This window comes from Enterobacter sp. AG326, from assembly GCF_004362415.1.
In the GTDB taxonomy this organism is placed as follows: domain Bacteria; phylum Pseudomonadota; class Gammaproteobacteria; order Enterobacterales; family Enterobacteriaceae; genus Enterobacter; species Enterobacter asburiae.
Window position 1 is genome coordinate 94,236 of sequence record NZ_SNXG01000003.1, and the last position, 14,147, is coordinate 108,382.

General features: G+C 53.6%; 13 protein-coding genes and 2 tRNA genes. 10 read left to right on the forward strand and 5 right to left on the reverse strand.

Annotated elements, in window-relative coordinates; genetic code table 11:
- Positions 1-34: 34 nt before the first annotated feature.
- Genes pmrB through dacB form a run of 3 tightly spaced genes read right to left on the reverse strand, consistent with a single transcriptional unit; the run spans position 35 to position 3,173 of the window.
- On the reverse strand, positions 35-1,078 hold the full coding sequence (pmrB, locus tag DFO52_RS11825; protein ID WP_133550433.1) for a two-component system sensor histidine kinase PmrB: 1,044 nt from the start codon (positions 1,076-1,078) through the stop codon (positions 35-37).
- On the reverse strand, positions 1,075-1,737 hold the full coding sequence (pmrA, locus tag DFO52_RS11830; RefSeq protein WP_033146744.1) for a two-component system response regulator PmrA: 663 nt from the start codon (positions 1,735-1,737) through the stop codon (positions 1,075-1,077). The genes pmrB and pmrA overlap by 4 nt, the downstream gene beginning before the upstream one ends.
- A 2-nt stretch (positions 1,738-1,739) precedes the next feature.
- Positions 1,740-3,173, reverse strand: coding sequence for a serine-type D-Ala-D-Ala carboxypeptidase (dacB, locus tag DFO52_RS11835; RefSeq protein ID WP_133550434.1), 1,434 nt, complete (start codon positions 3,171-3,173; stop codon positions 1,740-1,742).
- Positions 3,174-3,401: 228 nt separating this feature from the next.
- Between dacB and greA the strand changes: the two genes are divergently transcribed.
- Positions 3,402-3,878 carry a transcription elongation factor GreA gene (gene greA, locus DFO52_RS11840; protein ID WP_014171793.1) on the forward strand — a complete coding sequence of 159 codons (477 nt, stop codon included), beginning with the start codon at positions 3,402-3,404 and terminating at the stop codon, positions 3,876-3,878.
- 151 nt (positions 3,879-4,029) lie between these two features.
- Here the strand turns inward: greA and yhbY are convergent, their stop codons facing one another.
- Positions 4,030-4,323 (reverse strand): ribosome assembly RNA-binding protein YhbY, encoded by a 294-nt coding sequence (gene yhbY, locus DFO52_RS11845; protein WP_003861814.1) that lies wholly within the window; start codon positions 4,321-4,323, stop codon positions 4,030-4,032.
- Positions 4,324-4,450: 127 nt separating this feature from the next.
- On the opposite strand from yhbY, the gene rlmE reads away from it, so the two are divergent.
- The 6 genes from rlmE (at position 4,451) to DFO52_RS11875 (ending at position 10,043) form a co-directional block, all read left to right on the forward strand.
- Positions 4,451-5,077, forward strand: coding sequence for a 23S rRNA (uridine(2552)-2'-O)-methyltransferase RlmE (gene rlmE / locus DFO52_RS11850; protein ID WP_010436004.1), 627 nt, complete (start codon positions 4,451-4,453; stop codon positions 5,075-5,077).
- A 102-nt stretch (positions 5,078-5,179) separates the two neighbouring features.
- Positions 5,180-7,114 (forward strand): ATP-dependent zinc metalloprotease FtsH, encoded by a 1,935-nt coding sequence (gene ftsH / locus DFO52_RS11855; RefSeq protein ID WP_029739626.1) that lies wholly within the window; start codon positions 5,180-5,182, stop codon positions 7,112-7,114.
- A gap of 98 nt (positions 7,115-7,212) precedes the next feature.
- Positions 7,213-8,061, forward strand: a complete 849-nt coding sequence (folP, locus tag DFO52_RS11860) for a dihydropteroate synthase (protein ID WP_133550435.1) — start codon at positions 7,213-7,215, stop codon at positions 8,059-8,061.
- Positions 8,054-9,391 (forward strand): phosphoglucosamine mutase, encoded by a 1,338-nt coding sequence (glmM, locus tag DFO52_RS11865; RefSeq protein ID WP_121424771.1) that lies wholly within the window; start codon positions 8,054-8,056, stop codon positions 9,389-9,391. Before folP ends, glmM begins: the two co-directional genes overlap by 8 nt.
- Before the next feature lie 223 nt (positions 9,392-9,614).
- Positions 9,615-9,947 (forward strand): preprotein translocase subunit SecG, encoded by a 333-nt coding sequence (secG, locus tag DFO52_RS11870; protein WP_054829684.1) that lies wholly within the window; start codon positions 9,615-9,617, stop codon positions 9,945-9,947.
- 9 nt (positions 9,948-9,956) lie between these two features.
- A tRNA-Leu gene (locus DFO52_RS11875) sits at positions 9,957-10,043 on the forward strand.
- Positions 10,044-10,234: 191 nt separating this feature from the next.
- Here the strand turns inward: DFO52_RS11875 and argG are convergent.
- Positions 10,235-11,581 (reverse strand): argininosuccinate synthase, encoded by a 1,347-nt coding sequence (gene argG, locus DFO52_RS11880; RefSeq protein ID WP_023309336.1) that lies wholly within the window; start codon positions 11,579-11,581, stop codon positions 10,235-10,237.
- 287 nt (positions 11,582-11,868) lie between these two features.
- Here argG and DFO52_RS11885 point away from each other — a divergent pair.
- From DFO52_RS11885 to nusA, 3 genes are all read left to right on the forward strand, one after another.
- Positions 11,869-11,945: transfer RNA gene (locus DFO52_RS11885), tRNA-Met, on the forward strand.
- A gap of 207 nt (positions 11,946-12,152) precedes the next feature.
- Positions 12,153-12,605 carry a ribosome maturation factor RimP gene (gene rimP / locus DFO52_RS11890; RefSeq protein ID WP_014833432.1) on the forward strand — a complete coding sequence of 151 codons (453 nt, stop codon included), beginning with the start codon at positions 12,153-12,155 and terminating at the stop codon, positions 12,603-12,605.
- A 28-nt stretch (positions 12,606-12,633) separates the two neighbouring features.
- Complete coding sequence (nusA, locus tag DFO52_RS11895; protein ID WP_133550436.1) at positions 12,634-14,136, forward strand: transcription termination factor NusA; 1,503 nt, start codon at positions 12,634-12,636, stop codon at positions 14,134-14,136.
- The last annotated feature ends 11 nt before the right edge of the window (positions 14,137-14,147 follow it).

Genomic DNA, 14,147 nt, shown 5'->3' on the forward strand with positions numbered 1-14,147 from the left:
TATCTGTCCAAAGCCCCCATTATGGGGGCTTTTTTTATTCCAGCGTTGCGGGCAGCCAGCAGCTGGCGATCAAACCACCTTCAGCGCCGTTCTCAAGCGTCAACCTGCCGTGGTGGAGCTGCACGATGCGCTGCACGATACTCAGGCCCAGACCGCTGCCACCGTAGCGCTGGTCAAGACGGCGGAATGGCTCGGTAATTGACTGTCGGTGCGCTTCATCAATACCGGGCCCCTGATCGATCACACCGATCTGCGTCCCCCCGTCGATCTCGGTTAATGTCACTGTAATCGTTGTCCCTGCCGGGCTGTAGCGCCCGGCATTCTCCAGCAGGTTGCGCAGCATCAGACGAAGGAGCACGGCGTCTCCCTGAACCGTGAGCGCGCTTTTAGCGGGCCAAATCACCGTATGCTCTTTGGCTTCATGCCCCAGGCCGAGAGGTTCAATGATATTTTCCGTCCAGCTCACGGTTTCGTAGTGTCCGCTGGCCATTGCCTGTCCGGCACGGGCCAGCATCAGCAGCTGTTCGACGGTATGCATGAGCTGATCGATACGGCTAATTAACGTCGCGGCCTGTGGTGCGCCTGACTGCGCCATAAGCTCCAGATGAAGCCGGATACCGGCAAGGGGCGTTCGGAGCTCATGTGCGGCGTCAGCGGTGAAGAGACGCTCCTGCTGAATGGTATTGTCCAGCCGGGCGAGCAGCTGGTTCAGGGAGGTTGTCACCGCGCCTATTTCTTCCATGTCGGAATACATAGGAAGCGGAGTTAAGTTATCCGCCGAACGGTTAGCCAGGCTGTCACGCAGTTTATTCAGCGGTCGGGTTATCCAGGTGACCGCCCAGAATGAAAACAGCAGCGTGAAACTGACCATCACCAGAGAAGGGACGAGAAGGGAAGCAATCGCCTCGCGGATCTCTTTTTCGACATGGTTATTGCGGGCTTTTGCCGACAGCGTTTCATTCACCAGAAAGCCAATCTGCTCACGGCTTTCATGCCACAGCCAGATGACGCTTATCAGCTGGAAAAATAAGAGAATAACCGCCAGCAGCACCATCAAACGCCGACGCATGCTGTTCATTTCTGGCTCTCAAGGCGATAGCCAACGCCACGGACGGTTTTGATTCTGTCCTTGCCGAGCTTGCGACGCAGGTTGTGAATGTGAACTTCAAGGGTATTTGACCCCGGGTCGTCCTGCCAGGAGTAGATATCCTGCTGGAGCGTTTCTCTGTGCACCGTTTGCCCGCTGCGCATGATCAGACGCGTAAGCAGGGCGAACTCTTTTGGCGTCACTTCTACCGCCTGGTCCCGGCGCAGTACCTGCTGGGTTTGCAGATTCAGCGTAATATCGCCGTCGGTCAGTAAGTTATCACTATGGCCCTGATAGCGGCGTATCAACGCCCGCACCCTAGCCTGCAGCTCCGCAAGCGCAAAAGGCTTCACCAGATAATCATCTGCGCCTGCATCAAGGCCGGTGATACGATCCTCAATGGCATCGCGCGCCGTCAGGATCAACACCGGGTTGGCGATACCGCGGCGTCGCCACTGGCTGAGCAGCGTGGCGCCGTCTTTATCAGGCAGGCCCAAATCGAGGATCACCAGACTGTATTCGCCGCTCTGGATCAGGGCATCCGCCTCCGCTGCGGTGCCGGCACAGTCAAGGGCATACCCTTCATTGGCCAGCCCCAGCGCTAGCCCTTCCTGCAATAACAGATCGTCTTCAACTATGAGTAGTTTCATCGCTAGTTATTCTGGTAGATGTCCTTATAAAGCCTGCTTTCGAAGCGAACAAGCGGAATACGACGATTGCGCTGGTCGGTCGGTTCGACGGCATAGCCGGAAAGATACTGCACGAATGCCATGCGCTGTCCGCTGGCGGTAGTGATGAAGCCTGCAAGGTTGTAAACCCCCTGCAGTGAGCCTGTTTTAGCGGATACTTTGCCATCCACACCGGCAGCGTGAAGCCCGGCGCGGTACTGCAGTGAACCGTCATGCCCGGCCAGCGGCAGCATTGAAATAAAGTTTAGCTCAGTGTCGTGCTGTGCAATGTACTGAAGCACCTGCATCATCGTGGCCGGGGAGATCAAGTTATGACGCGATAATCCGGAGCCATCGACGGCGATGGTATTACCCAGCTCGATCCCGGCCTGCTGGCGCAGGATCTGACGAACGGCGTCTGAACCCGCACGCCAGGTGCCCGGCACGCCGAAACGCGCGTGACCAATCATGCGAAATACGGTGTCGGCAATCATGTTGTCAGACTTTTTCAGCATGATTCGCAGTAAATCGTGCAGCGGCGGAGACTGTTTGCTGGCGATTACCGTGCCGGGCTGGTTAACCTGCGTCTGGCGAAGCAGCGTGCCGGAGTAGGTGATTCCCGCCTGTTTCAGTTCATCTTTCAGAATGGCGCCCGCATAGCTTGCCCCATCCTGTATCGCAAAGGCCAGCGGCAGCGGATCGGCGCGCTGCGTCAGGCAGCCGGTAAGCGTGAAGCGGTTAAGATCGCCTGGCACGACGTCCAGCTCACAATATTGCGCATCCGGGGAGCCTTTCGCCAGCGTGCGGACCTGGCTAAACATTGTGACCGGGTAGTAGGACGCTATACGGATAAACGCTAAATCATCTGGCTTTGGCGCGCTGTAAAGCGAAACCGAGAAGCAGTTACGGTCAACAATAGCGGCGGCGGGTGGGGCGCTAAAACATTGGGTCATGTCGTTCCACGGCCAGCCTGGGGCTTTATCGTGGCTGGCAAAGATCGACGTGTCGATCAGTACATTGCCATCAATTTTCTGTACGCCAGATTTTTTCAGTACCGCAACCATATTGCGGATATCCTGGCGCTTAAAGGTCGGATCGCCGCCAAAACGGGCGATAAGATCGCCTTTCAGTGCGCCCCCCTCGACGTTACCTTTGGTCTCGAGTGTGGTCGTAAAACGGAAGTCAGGCCCGAGCTGGAGCAGGGCGGCGAGGGCTGTGATCACCTTTTGGGTACTGGCAGGCAGCGCCATCTGTTGACTGTGATAGTCAATCTCGGGAGCCTGTGCGCCAACCTTCTGCACCATCAGTGCAAGGTTCGCGCCTGCGGGGAGCTGATTAATGTACTCATCAACATTCGCGGCCTGGGCGGTGAACGTTATACTGGTAGTCAATCCGATGATAAATCTGGAAAATCGCATAATCTCGCGCTAACAACCCGAAAACAAACCGTCATACTACGGTGCATGGCACTGCAAAGTAAACGATGACCCATAGTGAACTTCGCGGTAAAATGCATATCAAATTGAAAAATTGCTGCTGACCTGGGGCATTGCTCCCGGGTCGGTTTTCTTTTTGCTTCTTGCCCGCTTAGGGGGGCAGGAGCAGGGAACACTGCTCCCAACAGGAATGTTTAAGAGGTATAACAAATGCAAGCTATTCCGATGACCTTACGTGGTGCCGAAAAACTGCGCGAAGAGCTGGATTTCCTGAAATCCGTGCGTCGCCCTGAAATCATCGCCGCTATCGCGGATGCGCGCGAGCATGGCGACCTGAAAGAGAACGCTGAATACCACGCCGCGCGTGAGCAGCAGGGCTTCTGTGAAGGGCGTATTAAAGATATCGAAGCAAAACTGTCCAATGCACAGGTTATCGATATCACCAAAATGCCTAATAATGGGCGTGTGATCTTTGGTTCTACCGTGACCGTGCTGAACCTGGACAACGACGAAGAGCAGACCTATCGCATCGTGGGTGATGATGAAGCAGACTTCAAACAGAACCTGATTTCAGTGAACTCCCCGATTGCTCGCGGCCTGATTGGCAAAGAGCAGGACGATGTTGTCACCATTCGCACCCCTGGCGGTGAAGTGGAATACGAAATTATTAAGGTTGAATACCTGTAATTCGCTTCTCCACTAAGATGTTGATACATTGTAAAGAAAAGAAAAAGGCCGCATAGCGGCCTTTTATCAACTCAAGGAGCATGGCATTTTGCTCGCCTGCTGACAGAAATCCCTCGTTTCACACAGAAAATGTGTTTGATTCAGGATATCCTTAGCGTGGCAGCGAGATTTTACGCTCTTTAGATGGGCGGTAGAGCACCAGCGTTTTACCGATGACCTGTACATTACAGGCGCCGGTTTCGCGCACGATGGCTTCCACGATCAGGTTTTTAGTGTCTCTGTCTTCAGAGGCGATTTTCACCTTGATCAGCTCGTGGTGTTCCAGCGCTTGTTCAATCTCGGCAAGCACCCCTTCGGTCAAACCATTGTTGCCAAGCATGACTACAGGCTTGAGCGGATGTGCCAGACCTTTAAGGTGCTGTTTTTGTTTAGTACTCAGATTCATCGTATATTTTTGCTTACGTTGGGATTGAAAACGGTTCATTCTACCGCCATCTCCCTAATATCGCCAAATAGCAGCGTAGAAATTTACGCCAAAGGTAAGCAACGATGAACCCGGACGGAAAAGTTAAATGACAGGTAAAAAGCGTTCTGCCAGTTCCAGCCGCTGGCTTCAGGAACACTTTAGCGATAAATATGTTCTGCAGGCGCAGAAAAAGGGGTTACGTTCCCGCGCCTGGTTTAAACTTGATGAAATACAGCAAAGTGACAAACTTTTTAAGCCGGGGATGACGGTTGTCGACCTCGGTGCTGCCCCTGGCGGATGGTCCCAGTATGCGGTCACGCAGATCGGCGGAGCGGGTCGAATCATCGCGTGCGATCTTTTACCAATGGATCCCATCGTCGGTGTCGACTTCCTTCAGGGCGACTTTCGTGATGAATTAGTGCTGAAAGCGTTACTTGAACGTGTGGGTGATAGTAAGGTTCAGGTTGTCATGTCTGATATGGCACCAAATATGTGTGGAACACCTGCGGTGGATATCCCCCGCGGCATGTATCTGGTGGAGCTAGCGTTAGAAATGTGTCGTGATGTTCTGGCGCCTGGTGGTAGTTTTGTTGTGAAGGTGTTTCAGGGCGAAGGTTTCGAGGAGTATCTTAAGGAAATTCGCTCCCTGTTTGCGAAGGTTAAAGTTCGTAAGCCGGACTCTTCCCGGGCCCGTTCCCGAGAAGTGTATATTGTAGCGACCGGGCGAAAATGATAACCGGTAGATTTCAGGCGAAAGTTTGAATGAAACCGGATATAGAGTATCCTGACGCTGTTTTTAACACAGTTGTAATGTGAGGTTAATCCCTTGAGTGACATGGCGAAAAACCTAATTCTCTGGCTAGTCATTGCCGTCGTGCTGATGTCAGTATTCCAGAGCTTTGGGCCCAGCGAGTCGAATGGCCGCAAGGTGGATTATTCTACCTTCCTGCAGGAGGTCAATCAGGACCAGGTTCGCGAAGCGCGTATCAACGGACGTGAGATCAACGTTACCAAGAAAGATAGTAACCGTTACACGACTTACATCCCGGTGAACGATCCTAAGCTGCTTGATAACCTTCTGACCAAAAACGTCAAGGTAGTTGGCGAGCCGCCAGAAGAACCAAGCCTGCTGGCTTCTATCTTCATTTCCTGGTTCCCGATGCTGCTTCTTATCGGCGTCTGGATCTTCTTTATGCGTCAGATGCAGGGCGGCGGTGGCAAAGGTGCCATGTCGTTCGGTAAGAGCAAGGCGCGTATGCTGACGGAAGACCAGATCAAGACTACCTTCGCTGACGTCGCCGGTTGTGACGAAGCGAAAGAAGAGGTGGGTGAACTGGTTGAATACCTGCGTGAACCGAGCCGTTTCCAGAAACTGGGCGGTAAGATCCCGAAAGGCGTGCTGATGGTTGGCCCTCCGGGTACCGGTAAAACCCTGCTGGCGAAAGCCATCGCGGGTGAAGCGAAGGTGCCGTTCTTTACTATTTCAGGTTCTGACTTCGTCGAAATGTTCGTGGGTGTCGGTGCATCTCGTGTGCGTGACATGTTCGAGCAGGCCAAGAAGGCAGCACCGTGCATTATCTTCATCGATGAAATCGACGCCGTAGGCCGCCAGCGTGGCGCTGGCCTGGGCGGTGGTCACGATGAACGTGAACAGACGCTGAACCAGATGCTGGTTGAGATGGACGGCTTCGAAGGTAACGAAGGTATCATCGTTATCGCGGCGACTAACCGTCCGGACGTACTTGACCCTGCGCTGCTGCGTCCAGGCCGTTTCGACCGTCAGGTTGTTGTGGGTCTGCCGGACGTTCGCGGTCGTGAACAGATTCTGAAAGTTCACATGCGTCGCGTACCGCTGGCGCCGGATATCGATGCGGCAATCATTGCGCGCGGTACCCCGGGCTTCTCCGGTGCGGACCTGGCGAACCTGGTCAACGAAGCTGCACTGTTTGCCGCTCGCGGTAACAAGCGCGTCGTATCGATGGTGGAGTTTGAGAAAGCGAAAGACAAAATCATGATGGGTGCGGAACGTCGCTCCATGGTGATGACGGAAGCGCAGAAAGAGTCCACGGCATACCACGAAGCGGGTCACGCGATTATCGGTCGCCTCGTGCCGGAACACGATCCGGTGCATAAAGTGACGATTATTCCGCGCGGTCGTGCGCTGGGTGTGACCTTCTTCCTGCCTGAAGGCGACGCGATCAGCGCCAGCCGTCAGAAGCTGGAAAGCCAGATTTCGACCCTGTACGGCGGTCGTCTGGCAGAAGAGATTATCTACGGTGTGGAACATGTTTCTACCGGTGCGTCCAACGACATTAAAGTTGCGACAAACCTGGCGCGTAACATGGTGACGCAGTGGGGCTTCTCCGACAAACTCGGTCCGCTGCTGTATGCAGAGGAAGAGGGTGAAGTATTCCTGGGCCGTTCTGTGGCTAAAGCGAAACATATGTCCGATGAGACGGCGCGTATCATCGACCAGGAAGTAAAATCTCTGGTAGAGCGTAACTACGCACGTGCACGCCAGATCCTGACCGACAATATGGACATCCTGCATTCGATGAAAGATGCGCTCATGAAATATGAGACCATCGATGCACCGCAGATTGACGACCTGATGGCGCGCCGCGAAGTGCGTCCGCCAGCAGGCTGGGAAGACCCAGGCGCTTCCAATAATTCTGACAACAATGGCACCCCGCGTGCGCCGCGTCCGGTTGATGAACCGCGTACGCCAAACCCGGGCAACACCATGTCAGAACAGTTGGGCGATAAGTAAGCCACTGCTGTTGAAGCGTTTGTCTGTAACTCAAACCCTGGAGCTTGCTCCGGGGTTTTTCATTTCTGTTTAACGATATAGATACCAGGGATTTCGCCATGAAACTATTCGCTCAGGACTCGCATCTCGATCTTTCACATCCCCATGTGATGGGGATCCTGAATGTTACCCCTGACTCCTTCTCTGACGGCGGCACGCATAACACGCTTATCGAGGCGGTTAAGCACGCGAATTTAATGATTAATGCGGGTGCCACCATCATTGACGTGGGCGGTGAATCGACGCGTCCTGGTGCAGCGGATGTGTCTGTGGAAGAAGAGCTGGCGCGCGTGGTGCCGGTGGTTGAAGCTATCGCGCAGCGGTTTGAAGTATGGATCTCCGTTGATACCTCTAAACCCGAAGTGATTCGTGAAGTGGCGAGAGTGGGCGCTCACATTATTAATGATATTCGCTCACTCACCGAGCCTGGCGCACTTGAAGCCGCGGCAGAGACGGGGTTACCGTTATGCCTGATGCATATGCAGGGCCAGCCGAAAACCATGCAGGAAGCACCGAAGTACGACGATGTCTTTGCCGACGTGAATCGCTTCTTTATTGAGCATATCGCGCGCTGTGAACGTGCAGGTATCCCAAAAGAGAAATTGTTGCTCGACCCGGGGTTCGGTTTCGGTAAAAATCTCTCCCACAATTATGCGTTGCTTGCGCGCTTATCGGAATTCCATCACTTTGACCTGCCGCTGCTGGTGGGGATGTCGAGAAAGTCGATGATTGGGCAGTTGCTGAACGTGGGGCCGAGCGAACGCCTGAGCGGCAGCCTGGCCTGCGCGGTGATTGCGGCGATGCAGGGCGCGCACATTATTCGTGTCCATGACGTCAAAGAAACAGTAGAAGCCATGCGTGTGGTGGAAGCCACACTGGCAGCGAAGGAAAACAAACGCTATGAGTAATCGTAAGTATTTTGGTACCGATGGTATCCGTGGGCGTGTAGGCGATGCTCCCATCACCCCTGATTTTGTCCTGAAGCTCGGCTGGGCTGCTGGCAAAGTGCTGGCGCGTCATGGTTCCCGTAAGATCATTATCGGTAAAGACACCCGTATTTCCGGCTATATGCTGGAATCAGCGCTGGAAGCGGGTCTGGCGGCGGCTGGACTGTCCGCGTCCTTTACGGGCCCAATGCCAACGCCTGCAGTCGCGTATCTGACGCGCACCTTCCGTGCGGAAGCGGGGATTGTTATCTCAGCTTCTCACAACCCGTTCTACGACAACGGCATTAAATTCTTCTCCATTGACGGCACCAAGCTCCCGGATGACGTGGAAGAAGCCATTGAAGCCGAAATGGAAAAAGAGATCACCTGCGTTGATTCCGCAGAGCTGGGTAAAGCGAACCGTATCGTTGATGCGGCGGGCCGTTATATCGAATTCTGTAAAGGCACCTTCCCGAATGAGCTAAGCCTTGCTCACCTCAAAATTGTGGTGGACTGTGCTAATGGCGCGACCTATCACATCGCCCCGAATGTTTTCCGCGAACTGGGTGCGAAAGTCATCACCATTGGCTGTGAGCCGGATGGTCTGAACATTAACGAGCAGGTGGGCGCAACTGACGTTCGTGCCCTGCAGGCGCGTGTTCTGGCAGAGAAAGCCGACCTGGGCATTGCGCTGGACGGCGACGGTGACCGCGTGATCATGGTCGACCACGAAGGTAACAAGGTCGACGGCGATCAGATCCTCTACATCATTGCCCGTGAGGGCCTGCGTCAGGGCCAGCTGCGCGGCGGTGCGGTGGGCACGCTGATGAGTAACATGGGCCTGGAACTGGCGCTGAAACAGCTCGGTATTCCGTTTGTCCGCGCGAAAGTCGGTGACCGCTATGTGCTAGAAAAACTGCAGGAGAAGGGCTGGCGCATCGGTGCAGAAAACTCGGGTCACGTGATCCTGCTCGATAAAACCACCACCGGTGACGGTATCGTGGCCGCGCTGCAGGTGGTTGCCGCAATGGCGCGCAACCATATGAGCCTGCACGATCTGTGCAGCGGGATGAAAATGTTCCCACAGATCCTGGTAAACGTACGTTTCACTGCCGGTAAAGGCGATCCGCTGGAAAATGAGAACGTCAAAGCGGTGATGGCTGACGTTGAAGCGGCCCTGGGCACTCGTGGACGCGTGCTGCTGCGTAAGTCCGGTACCGAACCGCTGATCCGCGTGATGGTGGAAGGTGAAGACGAAGCGCAGGTAACCGAATTTGCACACCGTATTGCGGATGCCGTGAAAGCTGCATAATCTTGCACGCTAAATGTTTAAAAAGGCGGCGTTTGCCGCCTTTGTTTTAAGCAATTAATGGCTTTTTGCTGTTTTTTTCCGCAGTTGATACAATGCGTCAAAAATGCCCTTGCGAAGGCCATTCGCTTTGGTTAGTATTCACACCCGCTTCAGTGGGAAACAAAAATCCTGCTAATTGGTCGAAGCATTGGTATGCGGCAAATCCGCAAGGAACAGGTTGATTATGTACGAAGCTCTTTTAGTTGTTTTCCTTATTGTAGCCATCGCTCTCGTAGCGCTGATTATGCTGCAGCAAGGTAAAGGCGCTGATATGGGAGCCTCCTTCGGAGCAGGCGCTTCCGGTACGCTGTTCGGTTCAAGTGGTTCTGCGAACTTCATGACCCGCACAACGGCGATTCTGGCTACTCTGTTCTTCATCATCAGTCTGGTGCTTGGCAATATCAACAGCAACAAGACCAGCAAAGGAAGCGAGTGGGAAAACCTGAGCGCGCCAGCGAAAACTGAGCAGACTCAGCCAGCTGCACCGGCTAAGCCAGCCAGCGATATCCCGCACTAAGTATTCTGTACCGAGGTGGTGGAATTGGTAGACACGCTACCTTGAGGTGGTAGTGCCCTAACGGGCTTGTGGGTTCGAGTCCCATCCTCGGTACCAATATTCCAGAAGAAAGACGTCGAAAGACGTCTTTTTTTTCGTCTGTAGATTGCGAGTCTCCGATCTTTTGTAGGGCGGGTAAGCGCATGCGCCACCCGCCATGTTGCCCGGTGGCGCTGCGCTTACCGGGCCTACAAAAATCAAAATAAAAAAGGCGCCCTGTGGGCGCCTTTTGCACGTTATATCAGCGATTACTTCTTATCGCTGTGCTCCAGGTTTTCAACCTGCGGCAGACCGTTACCGGAATTCGCGGAGAGCAGGCCATTCTCAACATAGTTGAATAGCTTCTCGCGGGTATCGGTGATGTCCAGGTTACGCATGGTCAGCTGACCGATACGATCGTCCGGCGAGAACACTGATTCACCTTTCTCCATGGTCAGACGCTCTGCTTTATAGGTCAGGTTGTCAGACACGGTGTTCAGGATGGAGTAATCGTTACCGCGACGCAGTTCGAGCGTTACTTCACCGGTGATCGCGCTTGCCACCCAACGCTGCAGCGCATCACGCAGCATCAGCGCCTGTGGATCGAACCAGCGGCCCTGATACAGCAGTTTACCCAGCTGACGGCCATGAGAGTGATACTGCTCGATGGTATCTTCGTTGTGAATACCGGTCAGCAGACGCTCGTAAGCGATGTGCAACAGCGCCATTCCCGGGGCTTCATAGATGCCACGGCTTTTCGCTTCGATGATGCGGTTTTCAATCTGATCGCTCATGCCCAGACCGTGACGACCGCCAATACGGTTAGCTTCCAGCATCAGTTCAACATCATCAGAGAAGGTTTTACCGTTCAGCGCAACCGGATGGCCGCGTTCGAAACGCACGGTCACTTCTTCAGCCTGGATTTTGACGTTCTCGTCCCAGAACTTCACGCCCATGATCGGGTTAACGATCTTCACGCTGGAGTTCAGGAATTCCAGGTCTTTCGCTTCGTGCGTCGCACCGAGCATGTTGGAGTCGGTGGAATAGGCTTTCTCGACTGACATCTTATAGTCGAAACCGCAGGCGATCATAAACTCGGACATCTCATGGCGGCCACCCAGCTCGTCGATGAAATCGGTATCCAGCCACGGCTTGTAGATCTGCAGTTCGGCGTTGGTCAGCAGGCCATAGCGATAGAAACGTTCAATATCGTTACCTTTATAGGTGCTGCCGTCACCCCAGATGTTGACGCCGTCTTCTTTCATCGCCGCAACCAGCATGGTGCCGGTGACCGCACGGCCCAGCGGGGTGGTGTTGAAGTAGGTCAGGCCGCCGGTGGTGTTATGGAATGCACCACACTGAATAGCCGCGATACCTTCAGCGACCAGTTGCTTACGGCAGTCAATCAGGCGCGCATTCTCTGCACCATACTCTTTAGCGCGACGAGGAATGGCATCATAGTCGTCCTCATCCGGCTGACCCAGGTTCGCAGTATAGGCGTACGGAACCGCTCCCTTCTGGCGCATCCACAGCAGTGCAGCGCTGGTATCCAGGCCACCTGAGAAAGCGATGCCAATACGTTGTCCAACCGGAAGATGCTTGAGAATCGTCGTCATAGAATAAAACCCTGCTTGATTGACTGATTAGAGACCGCTTTCGTTCTCTTGTGCATTTTTATGCAAAATAAGTGAGTATTCATTTAATCATCTTTTGGCGAAGACCGGAAGAGAGTCGTGCGTTTTTTGTAAAAATTTTGGTCTAATCGATCTGGCGGAAGTTGGGTTGACAGGTGGGGTCAACTATCAATATACTAAACGCCGATTTTACGTCCCGTCTTCGGTACCAAATCCCAGCATTATTTGCAAATTCTGTCCAAAACGCGTAGAATTTGCCACGTTTCAGGCGCGGGGTGGAGCAGCCTGGTAGCTCGTCGGGCTCATAACCCGAAGGTCGTCGGTTCAAATCCGGCCCCCGCAACCACTTTCCCATAAAGTTCTTTTTCAAATATACTGTGAAGACTTAGAGCCTTCGTAGCTGGATTTGAAAAAATTCTTTCGGAAAGTGCTCCAGGCCACAGTTGTGGCTATAGGGTTCAGTTATCTAAAGCCCCGATTTATCGGGGTTTTTTGTTATCTGACTACAGAATAACTGGGCTTTACGCCCTTTTTTTATGTCTTGGGGGTGGGCTTGTCCACATTAGAGCAAAAATTAACAGAGATGATTACTGCACCGGTCGAAGCACTGGGCTACGAACTGGTCGGCATCGAATTCGTTCGCGGCCGTACATCGACGCTGCGCATCTATATTGATAGTGAAGATGGCATCAATGTTGATGATTGTGCTGATGTCAGCCACCAGGTGAGTGCGGTTCTTGATGTTGAAGACCCGATTACCGTTGCGTACAACCTGGAAGTTTCCTCACCTGGCCTCGATCGCCCGATGTTCACGGCCGAGCACTACGTGCGCTTTACCGGTGAAGAAGTGGCTCTCGTTCTGCGTATGGCCGTACAGAACCGCCGTAAATGGCAGGGAATTATCAAAGCCGTTGATGGTGAAATGATCACGGTGACAGTCGAAGGCAAAGATGAAGTGTTCGCGCTGAGTAATATCCAGAAGGCGAACCTGGTTCCCCACTTTTAACAGTCTGGATTGAGGTGAAAAGCCCGCGATGAACAAAGAAATTTTGGCTGTTGTTGAAGCCGTCTCCAACGAGAAATCACTGCCGCGTGAGAAGATTTTCGAAGCGCTGGAAAGTGCACTGGCTACAGCAACCAAGAAAAAATACGAACAAGAGATCGATGTTCGCGTAGAAATCGATCGTAAAAGCGGTGACTTCGATACATTCCGTCGTTGGGTAATCGTTGAAGAAGTGACCCAGCCGACCAAAGAGATCACGCTGGAAGCCGCCCGTTTTGAAGACGAAAGTCTGAACGTGGGTGAGTACGTTGAAGATCAGATTGAATCTGTTACCTTCGACCGTATCACGACCCAGACCGCTAAACAGGTTATCGTGCAGAAAGTTCGCGAAGCCGAGCGCGCGCTGGTTGTCGATCAGTTCCGCGATCAGGAAGGCGAAATCATCACTGGTGTGGTGAAGAAAGTGAACCGCGACAACATCTCCCTGGAGATCAAATCCGAAGGGTTGCCGGGTAACGCTGAAGCCGTGATCCTGCGTGAAGATATGCTGCCGCGTGAAAACTTCCGTCCAGGCGACCGTATCCGCGGTGTTCTGTACGCCGTTCGTCCTGAAGCGCGTGGTGCACAGCTGTTCGTGACCCGTTCTAAACCAGAAATGCTGGTAGAACTGTTCCGTATCGAAGTGCCGGAAATCGGTGAAGAAGTTATCGAGATTAAAGCGGCGGCTCGCGATCCGGGCTCCCGTGCGAAAATTGCGGTGAAAACCAACGACAAGCGTATCGACCCGGTCGGTGCTTGCGTCGGTATGCGCGGTGCGCGTGTCCAGGCAGTTTCTACTGAGCTGGGCGGCGAACGTATTGATATCGTTCTGTGGGATGACAACCCGGCGCAATTCGTGATCAACGCAATGGCTCCAGCTGATGTGGCGTCTATCGTTGTTGACGAAGACAAACACACCATGGATATCGCTGTTGAAGCGGGCAACCTGGCGCAGGCAATCGGCCGTAACGGTCAGAACGTACGCCTGGCGTCACAGCTGAGCGGCTGGGAACTCAACGTAATGACCGTTGATGACCTGCAGGCTAAGCATCAGGCTGAAGCCCATGCGGCGATCGATACCTTCACTAAACACCTGGATATTGACGAAGACTTCGCCACTGTTCTGGTTGAAGAAGGTTTCTCTACGCTGGAAGAACTGGCCTATGTGCCAATGAAAGAGCTGCTGGAAATTGACGGTCTGGATGAACCAACCGTTGAAGCCCTGCGTGAACGCGCTAAAAACGCACTGACCACCCTGGCACTGGCTCAGGAAGAAAGCCTTGGCGATAAGAAGCCGGCTGATGACCTGCTGAATCTGGAAGGTCTTGATCGTGCGATTGCGTTCAAGCTGGCTGCCCGTGGTGTTTGTACGCTGGAAGATCTCGCTGAGCAAGGCGTTGATGACCTGGCTGATATCGAAGGTTTAACCGACGAGAAAGCCGGCGAGCTCATCATGGCCGCACGTAATATTTGCTGGTTCGGCGACGAAGCGTAATAAACTGTAGC

Excerpts from the sequence above, each read along its gene's own strand:
- pmrB (WP_133550433.1), bottom strand. The coding sequence starts at position 1,078 with ATGAACAGCATGCGTCGGCGTTTGATGGTGCTGCTGGCGGTTATTCTC.
- pmrA (WP_033146744.1), bottom strand. The coding sequence starts at position 1,737 with ATGAAACTACTCATAGTTGAAGACGATCTGTTATTGCAGGAAGGGCTA.
- dacB (WP_133550434.1), bottom strand. The coding sequence starts at position 3,173 with ATGCGATTTTCCAGATTTATCATCGGATTGACTACCAGTATAACGTTC.
- greA (WP_014171793.1), top strand. The coding sequence starts at position 3,402 with ATGCAAGCTATTCCGATGACCTTACGTGGTGCCGAAAAACTGCGCGAA.
- yhbY (WP_003861814.1), bottom strand. The coding sequence starts at position 4,323 with ATGAATCTGAGTACTAAACAAAAACAGCACCTTAAAGGTCTGGCACAT.
- rlmE (WP_010436004.1), top strand. The coding sequence starts at position 4,451 with ATGACAGGTAAAAAGCGTTCTGCCAGTTCCAGCCGCTGGCTTCAGGAA.
- ftsH (WP_029739626.1), top strand. The coding sequence starts at position 5,180 with ATGGCGAAAAACCTAATTCTCTGGCTAGTCATTGCCGTCGTGCTGATG.
- folP (WP_133550435.1), top strand. The coding sequence starts at position 7,213 with ATGAAACTATTCGCTCAGGACTCGCATCTCGATCTTTCACATCCCCAT.
- glmM (WP_121424771.1), top strand. The coding sequence starts at position 8,054 with ATGAGTAATCGTAAGTATTTTGGTACCGATGGTATCCGTGGGCGTGTA.
- secG (WP_054829684.1), top strand. The coding sequence starts at position 9,615 with ATGTACGAAGCTCTTTTAGTTGTTTTCCTTATTGTAGCCATCGCTCTC.
- argG (WP_023309336.1), bottom strand. The coding sequence starts at position 11,581 with ATGACGACGATTCTCAAGCATCTTCCGGTTGGACAACGTATTGGCATC.
- nusA (WP_133550436.1), top strand. The coding sequence starts at position 12,634 with ATGAACAAAGAAATTTTGGCTGTTGTTGAAGCCGTCTCCAACGAGAAA.